This window comes from Streptomyces sp. NPDC030296 (assembly GCF_055572815.1).
On the sequence record NZ_JBVICQ010000001.1, the window covers coordinates 908,571 to 926,272 of the forward strand.

The following is a 17,702-nucleotide window of genomic DNA, read 5'->3' on the forward strand; positions in this document are numbered from 1 at the left end:
GTTGCGTCCGGGGCGGGGTGGGGCCGCGTCCCCCGCGATACCCTCCGAGGGGACGTGGGAGCGGGAGCAGAGGGGGCCGGTCGATGCGCGGGGTGGTGCCTGGGCCGCTGCGGGCGGACGATCCGCGGGAGATCTCCGGGTACCCGCTGTACGCCAGGATCGGCGAGGGCGGCATGGGCACCGTGTACCTCTCCCGCAGCCGGGGCGGCCAGCCGGTCGCCCTGAAGTTGGTCCGTCCGGAGTACGCCGACAGCCCGGCCTTCCGGGAGCGCTTCGCCCGCGAGGTGGCCGCCGGCCGCCGGGTCTCCGGCTACCACCTGGTGCCGATCGTCGACCACGACGCGGCGGCGCGACGCCCCTGGCTGGCCACGCGCTACGTACCGGGCGTCCCGCTCGGCGAGGCCCTGGACACCCACGGCCCGCTGCCGATGCCGACGGTGCTGCAGCTGCTGGCCTGCGCCGCCCACGCGCTGGACGCCGTGCACACCGCCGGGGTCATCCACCGCGACATCAAGCCCGCCAACCTGCTCCTCGCCACCGACGGGCCCTGGCTGCTCGACTTCGGCATCGCACGGGCCGCGGGCGCCGCCACCCTCACCACCGCCGGCCGCCTCATCGGCACCCCGCACTACATGTCCCCCGAGCACGCGCTGGGCCGCCGGGTCACCTCAGCGTCGGACGTGTTCGCCCTCGGTCTGGTCGCCGCGATCGCCGCCACCGGACGCCACCCGTACGGCCGGGGCAACCCGCTCGCCATCGCGACGCGCATCGCCGCGACCGACGTCGACCCGCCCGCCCTCGACGGCATCGACCGGCCCCTGCTCGACGTGATCCGCCGCTGCCTCACCGCCGACCCCGTCGCCCGCCCCTCGGCCGCCGACATCGCCGAGCACTGCGCGGGAGCGGCCCGCAGGGACGTCCGCGACTTCACCGGCTGGCTCCCCGCGCCCTTCGCGACGTCGGTGGCCATCATCGAGACGGCGTTCCACACCCTGTCGCTCACCGAGGCCCCGACGGCTCCGGTCCCCCCGAGCCTGGCGGACGCCCCGACGGCCCGCAGGCTCCCGGCGACGGCGCCGATCACGATGCGGGACGAGGAATGGCAGCGCCGGGTACGCCGCGAACCCTAGACGCTTCTACGGCACCACGTACCGGTACCCACACGGAACCGTAACGCCAGCTCCAGGTGTCGTAAGTGCCGTATAAGCTTCGGATCCGCTTCAAGTGCCCGCACGCGGCACAGGAGTTCGGCACCGTACCGGGGGAGGCTCCCATTACCACCAGCACTGGCGACATCCTGAGCCCTCTGGGACCGCAGGACCCACGAGAGACCGCCGGCTACCACCTGCAGGCCCGCATCGGCGAGGGCGGCATGGGCACGGTCTATCTGTCGCACACCCGCGGCGGCCAGCCGGTCGCCCTGAAGGTCATCCGCCGGGAGTACGGCCAGGACGCGGACTTCCGCCGCCGCTTCGAGCAGGAGGTACAGGCCGCCCGCCGCGTCCAGGGCTACCACATCGTCCCGGTCGTCGACCACGACACCACCGGCGAACTGCCCTGGCTGGCCTCCGCGTTCATCGCCGGCATCCCCCTGCACGACGCCCTCGTCGCGTTCGGGCCGCTGCCGCTGCCCGCCGTCTTCCAGCTGGTCGGCTGCGCGGCCCGCGCCCTGACGTCGATCCACGCGGCCGGTGTCATCCACCGCGACCTCAAGCCCAGCAACATCCTGCTGGGCACCCAGGGCCCGTACGTCATCGACTTCGGTATCGCCCGCGCCGCCGACGCCACCCAACTGACGCAGTCAGGCGGCCTGATCGGCACCCCGCAGTACATGTCCCCGGAGCACGCGCTGGGTGAGCGGGTCACCCCGGCGACCGATGTGTTCTCCCTCGGTCTGATCGCGGCGGTCGCCGCCACCGGCCGCCACCCGTACGGCGACGGCGGCGCCATCACGATCGCCGCGCAGATCGCCAACACCGCTCAGCGTCCGCCGCAACTCGACGGGTTCGACGAGCAGTTGCGTCCCCTGCTGGAGCGCTGCCTGACCGCCGACCCGGCCGAGCGCATCGGCACGGAGGAACTGGCGGCGCTCTGCCAGGAGTTGGCGGGCCGCGGCCTCAGCGACTTCAACGGCTGGCTGCCGGAGCCGCTCACCGCCGAGATCGCCCGGCGCGAGCAGTCCGCGCGGACCCCGCCGCAGCCGACGGCGCCGCAGATGCCCACGGCACCCCCGACCGCACCTCCGGTCACCGCTCCCCCGACGGCGCCCCCGGCGACCGCGCCTCCGGCCACGGCCCCGCCGCACGCCCCGGCGGCGGGCACCACCCAGGGAGTACCGCAGGCGACCCCCCTGGCAGGCTTCGGCCCCGCCGCCCAGGGCCCGGCCCCGGGCTACGGCTACCCGCAGCCCGCCGCCCAGACGTACAACCTCACCCCGCCGGCCCCCACCCCGGCCCCGACGCCACCCAAGAAGAGCCGCCGGGGTCTGAAGGCGGGCCTCATCGCCCTCGTCCTCGTCCTGGCGGTCGGCTCGGGCGCGGCGGCCGCGGTGTATCTGATGAACGGGAAGGACGACGACAAGAACTCCAGCAACACGGCGAACGGCGGCGACAAGGCCAAGAACGAGGAGACAGACAAGCCGAGCCCGACGCCGACCGAGTCGGAGACGGGAGACTCGGGCGGAACCACGCCCGACCCGACCGAGTCGACCACCGACGTGCCCGCGAACGCCACGTTCAGCAAGCTCTTCGAGGACAAGGCGATGAGCGTGCTGAGCCCCGGCAGCCTGGAGACCACCTACGTGGACCTCGACGGCCCCAAGGTCGACCCGTCCAACTACATGAGCGTCGAGGTCCAGGAGTTCTCCGCGACGTCCCGCGACCTCACCTTCACCCAGCCCATGGGCAAGGCGAACGGCAGCACCCCCGAGGAGTGCCTGGCCGGAGCGGAGCAGAACCCCTTCACCGAGACGTTGAGCGGCGACTCCATCAACCGGGACGACGAGATCGTCAAGGGCGACCGCCTCTGCACGGTCACCGGCGAGGGCAACCTCGCGATGTGGACGATCACCCAGGTCGAGGCCCCCAGTGACCTCGACTACCTGCCCGACCTCAAGGGCACGGTCACCGTCTGGGAGATCCACCGCTGACACGACGCGAGGGGGCGCCTCCGGGTTCCGAGGAACCCGGAGGCGCCCCCTCGCCGTGCTCCTACGAGTGCGTGCGCAGCAGGGTGCGCATCGTGCGCATGGCCACCGACAGGTTGGCCAGGTCGAACGCGTCGGAGCCCTGGATCTCCTCCAGCGTCGTCCGGGCCCGGCCCAGGATCGGCGCGTTCTTCTGCTCCCACACCTTGAACCGCTGCTCCGGCGTGGACGAGCCGTTGCCGGCGGACAGCACGTCCGCGGTGAGGGAGGCGTGCGCCGCGTACAGGTCCTCGCGGATCGCCGCACGGGCCATGGACTGCCAGCGGTCGGCGCGCGGCAGCTCGATGATGCGGTCCATGAGCTGGGTGATGCGCAGCCGGTCGGCGAGGTCGTAGTACACCTCGGCGACCTCCATCGGCGTCCGGCCGACCCGGTCGGCGACGGCGACGATGTCGAGGGTCGGAAACGCCGAGGAGAAGCCCGCCACGCGGGTGGCCAGTTCCTCGGGGACTCCGGCGCCGGCCAGCTCGTCGTAGATCTGCTGGTACCACTCCAGGTCCGCGCCGCGCAGCAGCTTGGGCAGCTCGCCCCAGACGAGGTCCACGCCGTCCTTGAAGAAGGCGATGGTCTCGGTCAGTTGCAGCGGCTGCGGCCGGTTGTTGAGCAGCCAGCGCGTACCGCGCTCGACGAGGCGGCGGGAGTGCAGCCGGATCCGGGTCTGGACGGCCGCGTCGACCTTGTTGTCCAGGCCCTCGACCGCGTCCCACACCGCGCCCGACCCGAAGATCGCGCGGGACGCGGTCTGCGCCCGGACGATCTCCTCCAGCGAGGCCCCGGTCTCCTCCCGCAGCCGGTGCAGGAAGCTCGTCCCGCCCGTGTTGACGGTGTCGTTGACGAGCAGGGTGGTGACGATCTCCCGGCTCAGCGGGTGGCTGTCGATGTGCTCGGAGAACTGCTGGCGCAGCGCGGTCGGGAAGTACGTGTGCAGCAGGGTGCGCAGGTACGGGTCGTCCGGCAGCGAGGTGTGCAGCAGCTCCTCGGCGACGGTGATCTTCGTGTACGCGAGGAGGACGGCCGTCTCCGGGCCGGTGAGACCGTGCCCGGCGTTCAGCCGCTCGCGGATCTGCCGGTCGGTGGGCAGGAACTCCAGCGCCCGGTCGAGGTGGCCCTCCCTGACCAGGTGGCGCATGAAGCGCTGCTGGGCGTGGAGCATGTCCTTGGACTGGGCGAGGGCGTTGGCGATGGCCGTGTTCTGCGCGTAGTTGTTGCGCAGGACCAGCCGGCCGACCTCGTCGGTCATCTCGGCGAGCAGCTTGTTGCGCTGCTTGACGGTCATGTCGCCCTCGGCGACCAGGCCGTTGAGCAGGATCTTGATGTTCACCTCGTGGTCGGAGGTGTCCACGCCCGCGCTGTTGTCGATGGCGTCGGTGTTGACCCGTCCGCCGTTCTGCGCGAACTCGATCCGGCCGAGCTGGGTCAGGCCGAGGTTGCCGCCCTCGCCGACCACCTGCACCCGCAGGTCCCGTCCGTCGACGCGGATGGCGTCGTTGGCCTTGTCGCCGACGTCGGCGTGGGACTCGGTGCTCGACTTGACGTACGTGCCGATGCCGCCGTTCCACAGCAGGTCGACGGGGGCCTTGAGGATCGCCTTCATCAGGTCGGCCGGGGTCATCTTGGAGATCTTCTCCTCGATGCCCAGGGCGTCCCGGATGTGGCCGTTGATCGGGATGGCCTTGGCTGTGCGCGGGAAGACGCCGCCACCGGTGGAGATCAGGTCGGCGTCGTAGTCCTCCCAGCTGGAGCGCGGGAGTTCGAAGATGCGGCGCCGCTCGGCGTACGAGGTGGCGGCGTCCGGGTTGGGGTCGATGAAGATGTGCCGGTGGTCGAAGGCGGCGACCAGGCGGATGTGCTCGCTGAGCAGCATGCCGTTGCCGAACACGTCACCGGACATGTCGCCGATGCCGACGACGGTGAAGTCCTCGCTCTGGGTGTCGACGCCCAGCTCCCGGAAGTGCCGCTTGACGGACTCCCAGGCGCCGCGGGCGGTGATGCCCATGCCCTTGTGGTCGTAGCCGGCGCTGCCGCCGGAGGCGAAGGCGTCCCCGAGCCAGAAGTTGTACGACTCGGCGACCTCGTTGGCGATGTCGGAGAAGGTCGCGGTGCCCTTGTCTGCGGCGACGACGAGATAGGTGTCGTCCTCGTCGTGCCGGACGACGTCGGCGGGCGGGACGACCTCCCCGGCGACCATGTTGTCGGTGATGTCGAGCAGCGCGGAGATGAAGGTCCGGTAGCTGCGGATGCCCTCGGCGAGCCAGGCGTCGCGGTCCACCGACGGGTCGGGCAGCTGCTTGGCGACGAAGCCGCCCTTGGCGCCGACCGGCACGATCACGGTGTTCTTGACCATCTGCGCCTTGACCAGGCCCAGGATCTCCGTGCGGAAGTCCTCACGCCGGTCGGACCAGCGCAGACCGCCGCGGGCGACCTTCCCGAACCGCAGGTGCACGCCCTCGACGCGCGGCGAGTACACCCAGATCTCGAACGCCGGGCGCGGCGCCGGCAGGTCGGGGATGGCCTGCGGGTCGAACTTCATGGAGACGTAGTCGTGCGGCTTGCCGCCCGCCGCCTCCTGGAAGAAGTTGGTGCGCAGTGTCGCCTTGATGACGGTGAGGAAGGACCGCAGGATGCGGTCCTCGTCGAGGGAGGCCACCTGGTCGAGCGCGGCGTCGACCTCTTCGAGGAGCGCGTCGACGATCTCGCGTCCGGCCCGCTGCCGGTCGGGCGACATCCGCGCCTCGAACAGCGACACGAGCAACCGGGTGGTGTGGACGTTGTTGCGGAGGGTGTCCTCCATGTAGTCCTGGCTGAAGGTGGACCCGGCCTGCCGCAGGTACTTGGCGTACGCGCGCAGCACCATGGCCTGCCGCCAGGTGAGCCCGGCGCTCAGCACCAGGGCGTTGAACCCGTCGTTCTCGGCCTGCCCGGTCCAGGTGGCGGCGAACGCCTCCTGCACCCGTTCGCGGGCGTCGCCGCCGAGGAAGTCGCCGGCCGCCGACCGGGGCATGCGCAGCCCGAAGTCGTAGATCCAGGCGGTCGTACGGTCCTCGCGGCGCAGCTCGTAGGGACGCTCGTCGATGACCTCGACGCCGAGCCGGTTGAGGACCGGCAGCACCGCGGAGAGCGAGACCGAGCCGCCCTTGCGGTAGATCTTGAAGCGCCGTTCGTCGGGCGCGGCGCCCACGGGCTCGTACAGGCTGAGCGCGAAGTCCTCCTCCTCGCCGAGCTGCTCGATGTTGACGAGGTCGGCGACGGCGGAGCGGGGGCTGTGGTCGGCCTTGTAGCCCTCGGGGAAGGCGTTGTGGTAGCGGCGCAGCAGCTCGGCGGCGCGTTCCTCGCCCAGTTCGGCGTTGAGCGCCTCACCGAAGCCGTCGGCCCACGAGCGGGCGGCCTCCACCAGGCGGGCCTCGACGCGCTCCTTGTCGGCGTCGGTCAGCTGGGGCAGTTCGGTGCCCTGCGGGACGCGGACCACGAAGTGCAGCCGGGAGAGGATCGATTCGGTGTTCCAGGCGGTGAAGTCGACGCTGGTGCCGCCGAGTTCCTCCTTGAGGATGTCGATGATCCGCAGCCGTACACCGGTGGTGTACCGGTCGCGCGGCAGGTAGACGAGGGCGGAGTAGTAGCGCCCGTACTCGTCCTGCCGCAGGTAGAGCCGCAGCCGTCGGCGTTCCTGGAGGTAGAGCACGGAGGTGACGATGGACCGCAGCTCGTCGGCGGGCGTCTGGAACAGCTCGTCACGCGGGTAGGTCTCCAGGATCTGGAGCAGGTCGCGTCCGTCGTGGCTGTTGGGCGAGAACCCGGCGCCCCTGAGGACCTCGTCGACCTTGCGGCGGACGACGGGGACGCGGCGGACGGACTCGGTGTAGGCGGCCGAGGAGAACAGTCCGAGGAACCGTCGCTCACCGACGACGTTCCCCTCGCTGTCGAACTTCTTCACGCCCACGTAGTCGAGGTAGGACGGCCGGTGGACGGTGGCGCGACTGTTGGCCTTGGTGAGGATGAGGAGCTTGTGCTCGCGGGCCTTGGCGCGGGCGTCGGCGGGCAGCCGATCGAAGGAGGAGCTGACGGGGTGCTGGTCGGGCCCGGCGTGGTGCGGGTCGGCCCGCAGGATCCCGAGCCCGGTCCCCGGCACGGCGGCGAGCGTGTCGTCGGAACGCAGTTCGTACTCGCGGTAGCCGAGGAAGGTGAAGTGGTCGTCGGCGAGCCAGCGCAGCAGTTCGCGGGCCTCCTCCACCTCCTGGTCGCGCAGGTCGTCGGCGGTGGGTTCGGTGGGCAGTCCCTCGGCGATCCGCAGCGCCGCGTCCCGCATCTTCTCCCAGTCCTCGACGGCCTCCCGCACGTCGGACAGCACCCGCAGCAGGTCGTTGGTGATCTGCTTCAGGTCGCCCCGGTCGGTCTCGCGGTCGATCTCGACATGGATCCAGGACTCGATGTGCGCGTCGTGCGGAAGCGCCTCGCCGGCGGCCACGGCCGCCGCGGCGGCGGCGACGGCGGACGGCTCGCTGACCAGCTCGACGAGCTTGCCGGTCACATCGCGGCGGACGACGACCTGCGGGTGGATGACGACGTGGATGCCCCGTCCCTGCCGTGACAGCTCATTGGTCACGGAGTCGACGAGGAAGGGCATGTCGTCGGTGACGACCTCGACGACGGAGTGGCTGCAGGTCCAGCCGTTCTCCTCCACGGTCGGGGTGTGCACCCTCACGTTGGCCGTGCCCTGAGGGCGGTTCTCGGCCAGTCGGTAGTGGGAGTAGGCGGCTCCGAAGACGTCGACCGGGTCACGGCCGCTCAGGTCCTCCGGGGCGGTGTGCAGGTAGTAGCGCTGGAGGAACGCGAGCACGGTGTCGTGGTCCGGGGTGTCCGGTGCACCCGCGGCACTCTCGCTCGTCGTCCCAGTCGGTAGGTGCCCCCCGACCGGGCTGTTCTCAGCTACCCGGGCGGCCCTCTCGAGCAACTCGGCCTTGGCTTCGTCCAGCTTGGTCTGCATTGTCCTCTGGCTCCTGTCGCGCGCCGTTGCGTGACGTAGAAGGAAGTACGGCCTCGGCCCCTCCGACGCGACGGCACAACACGGGGTGTCCGGTCTGCTTCGACGCTATGCCGCGGGGTGAGATGAGCGGGAGGGAATCGGCCATTCTGGCCACCGAACAGGGGTGTGACGCTGCTCTCGGCGCCGGCCCGGTGACGTCGTTCGGCACCCCGGGGGCTTTCAGAAGCCCCGCCCGCCCGCAAGGACCAGCGACCGCCGCCCGGTCACGGATGTCCTCCGTGCTCACCGGGCGCGGGGCAGGGACGACGACGTCCCCGCGAACTATCGCGCTGATCACGCCACTAAGGCTATCGCTCCTTACAGGCCCCCCGTCATGAGCCGTATGTGTACAAAACCGGGGCCAGAACTTTGACATTCCACACAGAGACAACCACCCGACCTCCACACTCGCCCCGCCCACCCGAGCATACTCCCGCTCAACTGTGCCTCCCGGGCAGGGCGCGGCCAGGGTTTCTCCCGTGGGAGGGGCCCGACCCGGGTTCGGGCCGGACGCCGGGTGACCGGAATGCGCCGGGTGACGGGTCGAGGCGACAATCGGAGGGTGAGGCTGCCGCCAAGCAGGTGGCGAAGGCCCGCGTCGGCACCGCACCGCCGCACACCCCCTTGGCAAACCGTTCCTAAACACTGAGCGGGAGTGGGTCCTGTTGCCAGAACTCATGCTCAGCCGGGCACCCCGAACGGTGTTGGGTGTCCTGGTCGCCCGCGTTCGCTCCGCGTCCGGCGCGCACGGATCCTGTCCGTGGTCCGGGAACGCGGGGGCGGGTTCCCTCACGCCCCGGGACGCCCGGTGGGGCCTGGACGGTCCGATGCCCCGCACGATCGCTCCGGTCGTGTGGGGGCGGTGCCGTCCGTCGCCGGACCGGGTGTCCCAGGGCGCGCCTGCCGATCGCCACGGCGGCCGCGTCGTGGCGGGTGGTTTTCCTTGTCTTGCTGGTGAGGGGTTGTTGCCAGTGCTGGGCGCCCCAGCGGCTGGTGTAGGCGGGATCGACGGCGACGACGGGAATGCCGAGTCCGGCCGCCATCGACACCAGCCGGGCCCGCAGCCTGGCCACGGGCATACCGGAGACCAGCCTGCGGAACCGCTTGCGGCGGCCGTGCTTCTCACGAGTCGTCTCGCCGGTGAAGTCGAGGTCCTCGACGGCGATGGCGAGGTGATGCCGGCGGGCCCAGTGCAGCAGGCGGATCAGGGCATGCCTGACCTGGGCGTCACGGTGAGCGGCGCTGCCCGTCAGGTCGTAGCCGAACCGTCTGGGGGCACCGAGCGGGTTGCCGTGAGCGTCGAGCCGCCAGGCGGCCAGGTGGTCGGCGTTGGTGTCGACCCCCACCAGGCCACCCGCGCGGACCGCGGCCAGCGGCACGGTCTGCACCAGCGGGTTGGTCCAGGAGGCGGTCAGGTACCAGCGGCCGCGGGCGGGGTCCTCGTGGATGCGGTAGGCCACGGCCCGGTTCGCGCTGACGCGGTCGGCCCACTGCTCACCCCGGTGCGCGAACCTCACGCGGGCGGCGAGGACATAGCGGCCGTGCGGGGCGTTCGCCAGATGCACGAGCGGCGCGGGGAGTCTGAGGGAGACCTCGCCGTCGGGGGTGACGCGGATGGTCTCGTTGCCGAAGCGCTTGCCGGACTCGCCGTCGGCCTGCAGGAAACGCCGCTCCCCCTGCCACCGGATACGCCACTGCTCCTCGGTGAGCTGCGCGGCATCCAGGTGGTGGCGGGTGGTCAGCAACTGCTTCCCGCCCCGCACCACGTGCACGCGCCCGGCCTCCCAGTCCGCCCGAACGGCTTGGAGCCGGTCGGTGAGCACGTGCAGACGGCGCGCCTTCGCATGCCACTCCCGCCTGCTCGCATAACCCCCCGGAGCGCGCTTGCCGCCCTTCTCGCCCAACGGCAGCGACAACCGGTGCGTGATCGTGCGCACCCCCGCTTCCAGCTGCTGGATGTGCGCGAGCTGACTCCGCCGGGCCAGCGCCCACTGATCATGCGTGGCCTTCGTGATCGAACCGGCCCAGCGGGAGGACGACACCGCCGTCACAGCCCGCTTGCGCTCGGCCCACCCCTCTGCGTCATGGTCCAGCCCCACCGCGCAGCGGACCTTCAGATCCCGCGAGGCCAGCGCGCCCAGATGATCCCCCATCAGACGAAGAACGTGCTTGTCCTCCGCCGTCAGCTGCCTGAGCCGGTTACGCACCGCCACACCCGACGGGCCCACGGCGACGAAGGTCGCCGCCAACTCCCGCAACCCACCCATCCCCGATCACGCCCAGCGTCCCTGCACCGGCCGAACCCTCACCACGCTCCTCAACGACCCACACGGGCGAAGGTCACATATTCGACCGAAGAACCTTCGTTCACCCCCATGAGGCCACGCGGGAAGCAGTCCGGGCACTCATTGATACGCGGCAGAGCATGCTTGTGCGCAGTCAACCCTGAACAGTTCACACCCCCACCCTGGATGCACGTTGCCCAGGACACCCCGACGAGACGAACCACCACGAGGCCGAGGGGAACCCGCCATGACAGCCAAGATCCTCATCATCACCGGTGACGCGGCCGAGTCACTGGAGGTCCTGTACCCCTACCAGCGCCTGCGGGAAGAGGGCTACGAGGTCCACATCGCCGCCCCCAGCCGCAAGCAGCTCCGCTTCGTCGTCCATGACTTCGAGCCCGGTTACGACACCTACACGGAGAAACCGGGGTACACGTGGCCGGCGGACCTGGCCTTCTCCGAGGTCGACCCCGGCCAGTACGTCGCCCTCGTCATCCCCGGCGGCCGGGCCCCGGAGTACCTCCGCAACGACCCGGAGCTGCGCAAGATCCTCAAGTCGTTCTTCGACACGGACAAGCCGGTCGCCCAGATCTGCCACGGGCCGCTGCTCACCGCCGCCGTGGACGCGCTCCACGGGCGCCGCGTCACGGCGTACCCCGCGCTGGAGCTCGACATGCAGTCGGCGGGGGCGACCTTCCAGGACACCGAGACCGTGATCGACGGCACCCTGGTCTCCGCGCGCGCGTGGCCGGACCACCCGAGCTGGATGCGCGAGTTCCTGAAGGTCCTGCGGACGAAGGCCCCGGCGACCTGAGGGTGACGGGGGGCAGGAGCCGGGGGCGCCGAGCGGGCGCTCATCCGAACCGGTGGCGCCCTGGGTCGGTGGTCGTCCGGGTCGGCGACGCGCTACGCCGCCAGCCGCTCGGCCTCCATGACGGCCTCCTCCAAGGTGTCCACCACGGGCACCCCGGGCACGGTCTCCAGACTCGCCCGGCTGTGGGACCCCCCGGTGTAGAGGACGGCCCGCGCCCCGACGTGCCGGGCGGCGACGGCGTCGTCCGCGGCGTCCCCGATCACGACGGTCCGCTCCGGCTCCACCCCGACGAGCCTGCGCAGGTGCCGCACCATGTGCTCGGCCTTGCTGCCCCCGGACGGCCCCCGCCGCCCGTCGACCCGGATGAAGTGCGGCTCGATCCCGAATCCCCGTACCAGCGGCACGAGTTCCTCGTGCACGTACATGCTGAGGATCGACTGGCTGTGCCCCTCGGACCGCCAGTCGGCGAGCAGCGTGGGCACCCCGTCGGTGAGCCCGCACGCGACCCGGTGCTCGGCGTAGTACCGATGGAAGACGGCGTCCATGGCGTCCCACTCCTCATCGGTGGGCAGCCGCCCGATCAGCCGCTCGTAGAACTTCGGCACCGGCACGCAGTACAGCTCCCGGTACCGCTCCAAGGTGAGCGGCTCGATCCCCAGCTCGGCGAACGCCGCGTTCGTCGCCCCGATGATCGCCTCGTTGTCATGGAACAACGTGCCGTTCCAGTCCCAGACGATGTGCGCCCCAGCGCCGTACTTCCCCATAGCGAAAAAACTACCCCTCACCACTGACAACGCACCGTGACCTTGAGTACGCACCCCGCAAACGCGTACGCATCACCGGCCGCGCCGCGTCGGAGTCACTCCCCGAGCCCCACAAGGTTCGGGATCTCCTGCGTCGCGTACCACAGCAGCTCGTGGTCGTCCGCGCCGTCGACGATGAACTGGGCGTCGTCGTCGCCCTGGTCCGCCGCCCCGAGCGCGTCCGCCGCCTCGGCCACCTCGGCCTCGGCCTCCGCCGAGTCGACGTGCACGGCCGCCGCCTTGGACAGCGGCACCGGCCCCGCGACCCGCACCTCGCCGAGCGCCGTCGGGTCGAGCCCCCGGTCGGGATCGGCGACCGCGTCCCGGTCGGCCACGTCCACCGCCACGACGACCCGGCGCCGGGCGGCACCCGGCTCCACGGCGACCAGCCGCAACGACGCGAGCGCGGCGCGGTTCAGGGCGGCGTACTCCAACTCCTCGATGTCGTCGGACAGGTACCACTCGCGCAGCGCCGGCGTGACGGCGTACGCGACGAACGGCCCCTCCCCCAACTGCCCCGTCTTGTACGCCTCGGCGAGCCCGGGAAGGGTCAGGGGGACGTAGACGCGCATGGCAGGCCGCTTTCGTAGTCGTGTTCGCTGTCAAGGCTCCGCGGAGGGCTCCGACGAGGGGTCCACCCCCGCCGGGAACGATCCGTACCCCGCGGGGATCACTCCCGCACCCCGGAAGGCACCCGGGGCGGTACGAGGAGTCGGTCCCGACGGTCCTTCAGGATACGTGCGGCGTCCCCTTTCGAGCCCCCGCCCACCCCTCCCGCCCCGTCCACACCGCACCCACCGCCTCACCCGGCCCGCCCCCGCCGCGACGGGCCGGAACCCTGCCCTCATCACTCTGATAGGTGAACATTCCGGGTCCTCCGCCGCTTCGCCGCCGTTCCTTGCGGCGCCGACCTCCCGCCTCGTACAAGATCCCCAACGCGAAGTTACCGAGTGGTACCAGCGGCTCACCGACTCCGAGGAACGGGATCCCGATGAACAAGGTCATGACCAGGACCCAGCGCCGCCCCGGCACCCGCCCGCCCGTACGCCACGACACCCGCCGCCCCGGCCGCACCCCCGCCCGCACGACACCGGGCGGCGGCCGGTCCACGGCACGCGACGGCCGTGTGCCGACCGCCGCGCGGGACACGGCCGCCGCCCTCCTCCCCCAGGTCCTCACCGCTCCCGCCGCCCAGCGGCCCCGCCCCACCGACCGCTTCGCGGACCTCCTCCTGGCCGTCCTGAGCGGCCGCCGCCCCGTCCACAGCATGCTGCGCCACACCGCGAGCCGCGCCTACGACGAACTGGCCTGGCTCGCCGAACGAGGCCCCCTGCGCGCCGTCCACGGCGCGGACCCGGTCATCCGCGACATCGGCTACTACGTGGCCGCTCCCGGCGCACTGGAGGTCTTCGCCCGCGTCGGCGCGGGCGACCGCCTCAGCGCCATGGCCTTCCGCCTGGAACACGGCCCGGACCACCGCTGGCGCTGCACAGCGGTGGAACTGGGCGGCCCCAGGCGCCCCCACGCGGACGACTGACCCCCGTCCACCGGGCCGTCCCGCTGAAGGCCGGGCCGCAGGCCCGAGCCTTCAGGGGCGCGGGGAACCGCGCGAGAAGCCACACACCACCCGCACCCGCCGACGAACCCGCACCCGCACCCACCCCCGCGCGCACAGAAGGGCCGGGCACCCGAAGATGCCCGGCCCTTCCTTGCCTCACGGTCTGCGGCCTACCGCCTCACCGCCCACAAGCGCCGACGTCGGCGCCACGGGCCCACGCCCGTTCACCTGTACGCCGGGCGGCGCCGCGGCCTCGTACCGCCGGCCTCGCTCCCCGCGGAGCGGCCCGCTACTTCTTGCGTCGGCGGCCGCCCGCCCTGCCCTGCTGCTTGCGGCGCTCCGCGCGGGTGAGGCCGTCGGCCTCGGAGCGGATCGGCTCGTCCTCGGGGAGGTCACCCTCGACGATGCCGCCCTCGCCGTCGACGGTCGGCGCGGAGAAGTGCAGACGGTCCCGGCGCTGCGGGGCCTCCAGCCCCTTCGCCCGGATCTCCGGCCGCGACGCACCCGCCTGGGCCGGCACCGCGTCGCCCTTGTCGAGGGACGGCTTGGCGTCCTCGACCGGGACCTCCTCGACCTGCTGCTCGACCTGGACCTCCAGGTTGAACAGGTAGCCGACGGACTCCTCCTTGATGCCCTCCATCATCGCGGTGAACATGTCGAAGCCCTCGCGCTGGTACTCGACCAGCGGGTCCTTCTGGGCCATCGCGCGCAGGCCGATGCCCTCCTGGAGGTAGTCCATCTCGTAGAGGTGCTCACGCCACTTGCGGTCCAGGACGGAGAGGACCACCCGGCGCTCCAGCTCACGCATGATCTCGGAGCCGAGCTGCTCCTCACGCGCCCGGTACTGCTCGTAGATGTCGTCCTTGATGGACTCGGCGATGAACTCGGGGGTCAGCCCGGCCCGGTCGCCGGCCGCCTCCTCCAGCTCCTCGATGGTGACCTTCACCGGGTAGAGCTGCTTGAACGCGCCCCACAGCCGGTCGAGGTCCCACTCCTCGGCGAAGCCCTCGGCGGTCTCCGCGGCGATGTACGCGTCGATCGTGTCGTCCATGAAGTGCTGGATCTGCTCGTGCAGGTCCTCGCCCTCCAGGACGCGGCGGCGCTCGCCGTAGATGACCTCGCGCTGCCGGTTGAGGACCTCGTCGTACTTGAGGACGTTCTTCCGGGTCTCGAAGTTCTGCTGCTCGACCTGCGACTGGGCGGACGCGATCGCGCGGGTGACCATCTTGTTCTCGATCGGCACGTCGTCCGGCACGTTCGCCATGGACATCACACGCTCGACCATCTGCGCCTTGAACAGGCGCATCAGGTCGTCACCGAGGGAGAGGTAGAAGCGGGACTCGCCCGGGTCGCCCTGACGGCCGGAACGACCGCGCAGCTGGTTGTCGATACGGCGGGACTCGTGCCGCTCGGTGCCGAGGACGTAGAGACCGCCGAGGGCCTCGACCTCCTCCTTCTCCGCCTTGACCGCCGCCTCGGCCTTCGCGAGGGCCTCGGGCAGGGCCGCGGCCCACTCCTCGATGTGCTCCTCGGGGTCGAGCCCGCGCTGGCGCAGCTCCGCCTCGGCGAGGTCCTCGGGGTTGCCGCCGAGCTTGATGTCCGTACCGCGGCCGGCCATGTTGGTGGCCACGGTCACGGCGCCCTTGCGGCCGGCCTGGGCGACGATGATCGCCTCGCGGTCGTGCTGCTTGGCGTTCAGCACCTCGTGCTGGACACCGCGCTTGCTGAGCTGCTGGGAGAGGTACTCGGACTTCTCGACCGACGTCGTACCGACGAGGATCGGCTGGCCCTTCTCGTGCTTCTCGACGATGTCGTCGACGACCGCCTCGAACTTGGCGACCTCGGTGCGGTAGATCAGGTCGGACTGGTCCTTGCGGACCATCGGCCGGTTCGTCGGGATCGGGACCACGCCGAGCTTGTAGATCTGGTGGAACTCGGCGGCCTCGGTCATGGCCGTACCGGTCATGCCGGACAGGCCGGGCTGCTCCTTGCCGTTGTGGTCGTGGCGCTTGTAGAGGCGGAAGAAGTTCTGGAGGGTGATCGTGGCGAGCGTCTGGTTCTCGTCCTTGATCGGCACCCCTTCCTTCGCCTCGATCGCCTGGTGCATGCCCTCGTTGTAGCGGCGGCCGGCGAGGATACGGCCGGTGTGCTCGTCCACGATCATGACCTCGCCGTCGATGACGACGTAGTCCTTGTCCTTCTTGAAGAGCTCCTTCGCCTTGATGGCGTTGTTCAGGTAGCCCACCAGCGGCGTGTTGACCGACTCGTAGAGGTTGTCGATGCCCAGCCAGTCCTCGACCTTGGCGACACCTGACTCGTGGATGGCGACCGTGCGCTTCTTCTCGTCGACCTCGTAGTCGCCGGTCTCCTCGATGCCCTTGAGGGGGTTGCCGGGCTCGCCCTTCTTCAGGCGCGTCACCAGCTTGGCGAAGTCGCCGTACCACTTGGTGGCCTGGTCGGCGGGACCGGAGATGATCAGCGGCGTACGGGCCTCGTCGACGAGGATGGAGTCGACCTCGTCGACGATCGCGAAGTTGTGGCCGCGCTGGACGAGCTCGTCCTTGGACCACGCCATGTTGTCGCGGAGGTAGTCGAAGCCGAACTCGTTGTTCGTGCCGTACGTGATGTCGCAGTTGTACTGCTCGCGACGCTGGGCCGGCGTCATGTTGGCGAGGATGCAGCCGACGGTCAGGCCCAGGAACTTGTGGACGCGCCCCATCATCTCGGAGTCGCGCTCGGCCAGGTAGTCGTTGACCGTGATGAGGTGGACGCCCTTGCCGGACAGCGCGTTCAGATACGCGGGCAGGGTGCCGACGAGGGTCTTGCCCTCACCGGTCTTCATCTCGGCCACGTAGCCGAGGTGGAGGGCGGCGCCACCCATGATCTGCACGTCGTAGTGACGCTGGCCGAGAGCGCGCTTGGCGGCCTCGCGGACGGTGGCGAACGCCTCGGGGAGCAGGTCGTCCAGGCTCTCACCGTCGGCGTACCGCTGCTTGTACTCATCGGTGAGGGCCCGCAGCTCGGCGTCGGAGAGGTCGACGAAGTCCTCTTCGATGGAGTTGACCTGGTCCGCGATGCGGTGCAGCTTGCGCAGGATCTTGCCTTCGCCTGCACGCATGATCTTCGAGAGGACGGACACGGGGGTTTGTCTCCTTGCCGGTCGGGCCTGGGACGGTCGGTTTCAATGACAGATTCAAATCACAGCTTGAGCAACGGCCATCGTAAGCGAGGACCCCGCCGTGCCGGGAGGTCTGGCCCCGACAGCCACTAGGACAACGGGCGGGCGTAGCCGATGGTGCCGCGTTCCGCCCACGAAATGCACGAATTGTGACCGCCTCGCCCGTCCCGCGTCACGGGCCCGTTCACGGAACGGGCGCAAATGAGATGGCGCCCTTCCGCCGCCCCGAGCACAATCGCCCGATGGACCCCGTCACCCTGACCACCGAGCGCCTGCTGCTGCGCACCGTGGACGCGCGCGACACCGACACGGTGTACGCCGCCGCGCAGGACCCGGACATCCAGCGCTGGACCACGATCCCCTCGCCGTATCTGCGCGAGCACGCGGTGGCCTTCGTGGAGCACGCGGTCCCCGAGGGCTGGGTCAACGCCTCCATGTTCACCTTCGGGGTCTTCCTTCCCTCCGGGGTGCTGACGGGCATGCTCGGCATCACCATGCGGTCGCCCGGCACCGCCGAGATCGGCTTCTGGACGGCCAAGGAGCACCGCCGCAACGGCTACGTCACCGAGGCGACCCGGGTCGCCGCCCGCTGGGCGTTCACCGCGCTCGCCGTCGACCGCCTCGAATGGCGCGCCGAGGTCGGCAACACCGCGTCCCGCGCGGTCGCCGAGAACACCGGCTTCACCGTGGAGGGCACCCTCCGCTCCGCCCTCAACAACAACGGCACCCTCCGCGACTGCTGGGTGGGCTCCCTCCTGCCCTCCGACCTGAGCCTCCCCTCCAGGTCCCCCTACCTACCGGCCCCGCGCTGACGCCCGGCCGCCCCGGTCACGCCGCGT

10 protein-coding genes are annotated in these 17,702 nt (G+C 70.9%); 5 read left to right on the forward strand and 5 right to left on the reverse strand.

Annotation, left to right across the window (positions count from 1 at the left end):
• Positions 1-83: 83 nt before the first annotated feature.
• Together ACZ4Z3_RS03775 and ACZ4Z3_RS03780 are read left to right on the forward strand one after the other, a co-directional pair.
• Positions 84-1,130 (forward strand): serine/threonine-protein kinase, encoded by a 1,047-nt coding sequence (locus ACZ4Z3_RS03775; protein ID WP_468499485.1) that lies wholly within the window; start codon positions 84-86, stop codon positions 1,128-1,130.
• 242 nt (positions 1,131-1,372) lie between these two features.
• On the forward strand, positions 1,373-3,148 hold the full coding sequence (locus ACZ4Z3_RS03780; RefSeq protein WP_468499540.1) for a serine/threonine-protein kinase: 1,776 nt from the start codon (positions 1,373-1,375) through the stop codon (positions 3,146-3,148).
• Between the two features lie 61 nt (positions 3,149-3,209).
• Here ACZ4Z3_RS03780 and ACZ4Z3_RS03785 read toward each other — a convergent pair whose 3' ends face one another.
• Both ACZ4Z3_RS03785 and ACZ4Z3_RS03790 read right to left on the reverse strand, forming a co-directional pair.
• Entirely contained in the window at positions 3,210-8,186 is a 4,977-nt protein-coding gene (locus ACZ4Z3_RS03785; RefSeq protein ID WP_468499486.1) for an NAD-glutamate dehydrogenase, read from the reverse strand.
• Between the two features lie 677 nt (positions 8,187-8,863).
• The gene (locus ACZ4Z3_RS03790; RefSeq protein ID WP_468499487.1) at positions 8,864-10,492 is read right to left on the reverse strand and encodes an IS200/IS605 family accessory protein TnpB-related protein; all 1,629 of its coding nucleotides are present in this window, start codon (positions 10,490-10,492) and stop codon (positions 8,864-8,866) included.
• Between the two features lie 265 nt (positions 10,493-10,757).
• Between ACZ4Z3_RS03790 and ACZ4Z3_RS03795 the strand changes: the two genes are divergently transcribed.
• A complete protein-coding gene (locus ACZ4Z3_RS03795; protein WP_468499488.1) occupies positions 10,758-11,324 on the forward strand; it encodes a DJ-1/PfpI family protein in 567 nt (188 codons plus the stop codon).
• 92 nt (positions 11,325-11,416) lie between these two features.
• Here ACZ4Z3_RS03795 and ACZ4Z3_RS03800 read toward each other — a convergent pair whose 3' ends face one another.
• Both ACZ4Z3_RS03800 and ACZ4Z3_RS03805 read right to left on the reverse strand, forming a co-directional pair.
• A complete protein-coding gene (locus ACZ4Z3_RS03800; RefSeq protein ID WP_468499489.1) occupies positions 11,417-12,088 on the reverse strand; it encodes an HAD family hydrolase in 672 nt (223 codons plus the stop codon).
• 95 nt (positions 12,089-12,183) lie between these two features.
• Complete coding sequence (locus tag ACZ4Z3_RS03805) at positions 12,184-12,699, reverse strand: DUF6912 family protein (protein WP_468499490.1); 516 nt, start codon at positions 12,697-12,699, stop codon at positions 12,184-12,186.
• 419 nt (positions 12,700-13,118) lie between these two features.
• Between ACZ4Z3_RS03805 and ACZ4Z3_RS03810 the strand changes: the two genes are divergently transcribed.
• Positions 13,119-13,664 (forward strand): Rv3235 family protein, encoded by a 546-nt coding sequence (locus ACZ4Z3_RS03810; protein WP_468499491.1) that lies wholly within the window; start codon positions 13,119-13,121, stop codon positions 13,662-13,664.
• A gap of 310 nt (positions 13,665-13,974) precedes the next feature.
• On the opposite strand, the gene secA is transcribed toward ACZ4Z3_RS03810, so the two are convergent.
• Positions 13,975-16,824 (reverse strand): preprotein translocase subunit SecA, encoded by a 2,850-nt coding sequence (gene secA, locus ACZ4Z3_RS03815; RefSeq protein ID WP_468499492.1) that lies wholly within the window; start codon positions 16,822-16,824, stop codon positions 13,975-13,977.
• Between the two features lie 281 nt (positions 16,825-17,105).
• Between secA and ACZ4Z3_RS03820 the strand changes: the two genes are divergently transcribed.
• Positions 17,106-17,675, forward strand: a complete 570-nt coding sequence (locus tag ACZ4Z3_RS03820) for a GNAT family N-acetyltransferase (RefSeq protein ID WP_468499493.1) — start codon at positions 17,106-17,108, stop codon at positions 17,673-17,675.
• Positions 17,676-17,702: the final 27 nt, after the last annotated feature.

Bases quoted from the DNA above. Each gene is read 5' to 3' on its own strand.
- ACZ4Z3_RS03820 (WP_468499493.1), top strand. From the start codon at position 17,106: ATGGACCCCGTCACCCTGACCACCGAGCGCCTGCTGCTGCGCACCGTG.
- ACZ4Z3_RS03775 (WP_468499485.1), top strand. From the start codon at position 84: ATGCGCGGGGTGGTGCCTGGGCCGCTGCGGGCGGACGATCCGCGGGAG.
- ACZ4Z3_RS03785 (WP_468499486.1), bottom strand. From the start codon at position 8,186: ATGCAGACCAAGCTGGACGAAGCCAAGGCCGAGTTGCTCGAGAGGGCC.
- ACZ4Z3_RS03795 (WP_468499488.1), top strand. From the start codon at position 10,758: ATGACAGCCAAGATCCTCATCATCACCGGTGACGCGGCCGAGTCACTG.
- ACZ4Z3_RS03800 (WP_468499489.1), bottom strand. From the start codon at position 12,088: ATGGGGAAGTACGGCGCTGGGGCGCACATCGTCTGGGACTGGAACGGC.
- ACZ4Z3_RS03810 (WP_468499491.1), top strand. From the start codon at position 13,119: ATGAACAAGGTCATGACCAGGACCCAGCGCCGCCCCGGCACCCGCCCG.
- ACZ4Z3_RS03805 (WP_468499490.1), bottom strand. From the start codon at position 12,699: ATGCGCGTCTACGTCCCCCTGACCCTTCCCGGGCTCGCCGAGGCGTAC.
- ACZ4Z3_RS03780 (WP_468499540.1), top strand. From the start codon at position 1,373: ATGGGCACGGTCTATCTGTCGCACACCCGCGGCGGCCAGCCGGTCGCC.
- ACZ4Z3_RS03790 (WP_468499487.1), bottom strand. From the start codon at position 10,492: ATGGGTGGGTTGCGGGAGTTGGCGGCGACCTTCGTCGCCGTGGGCCCG.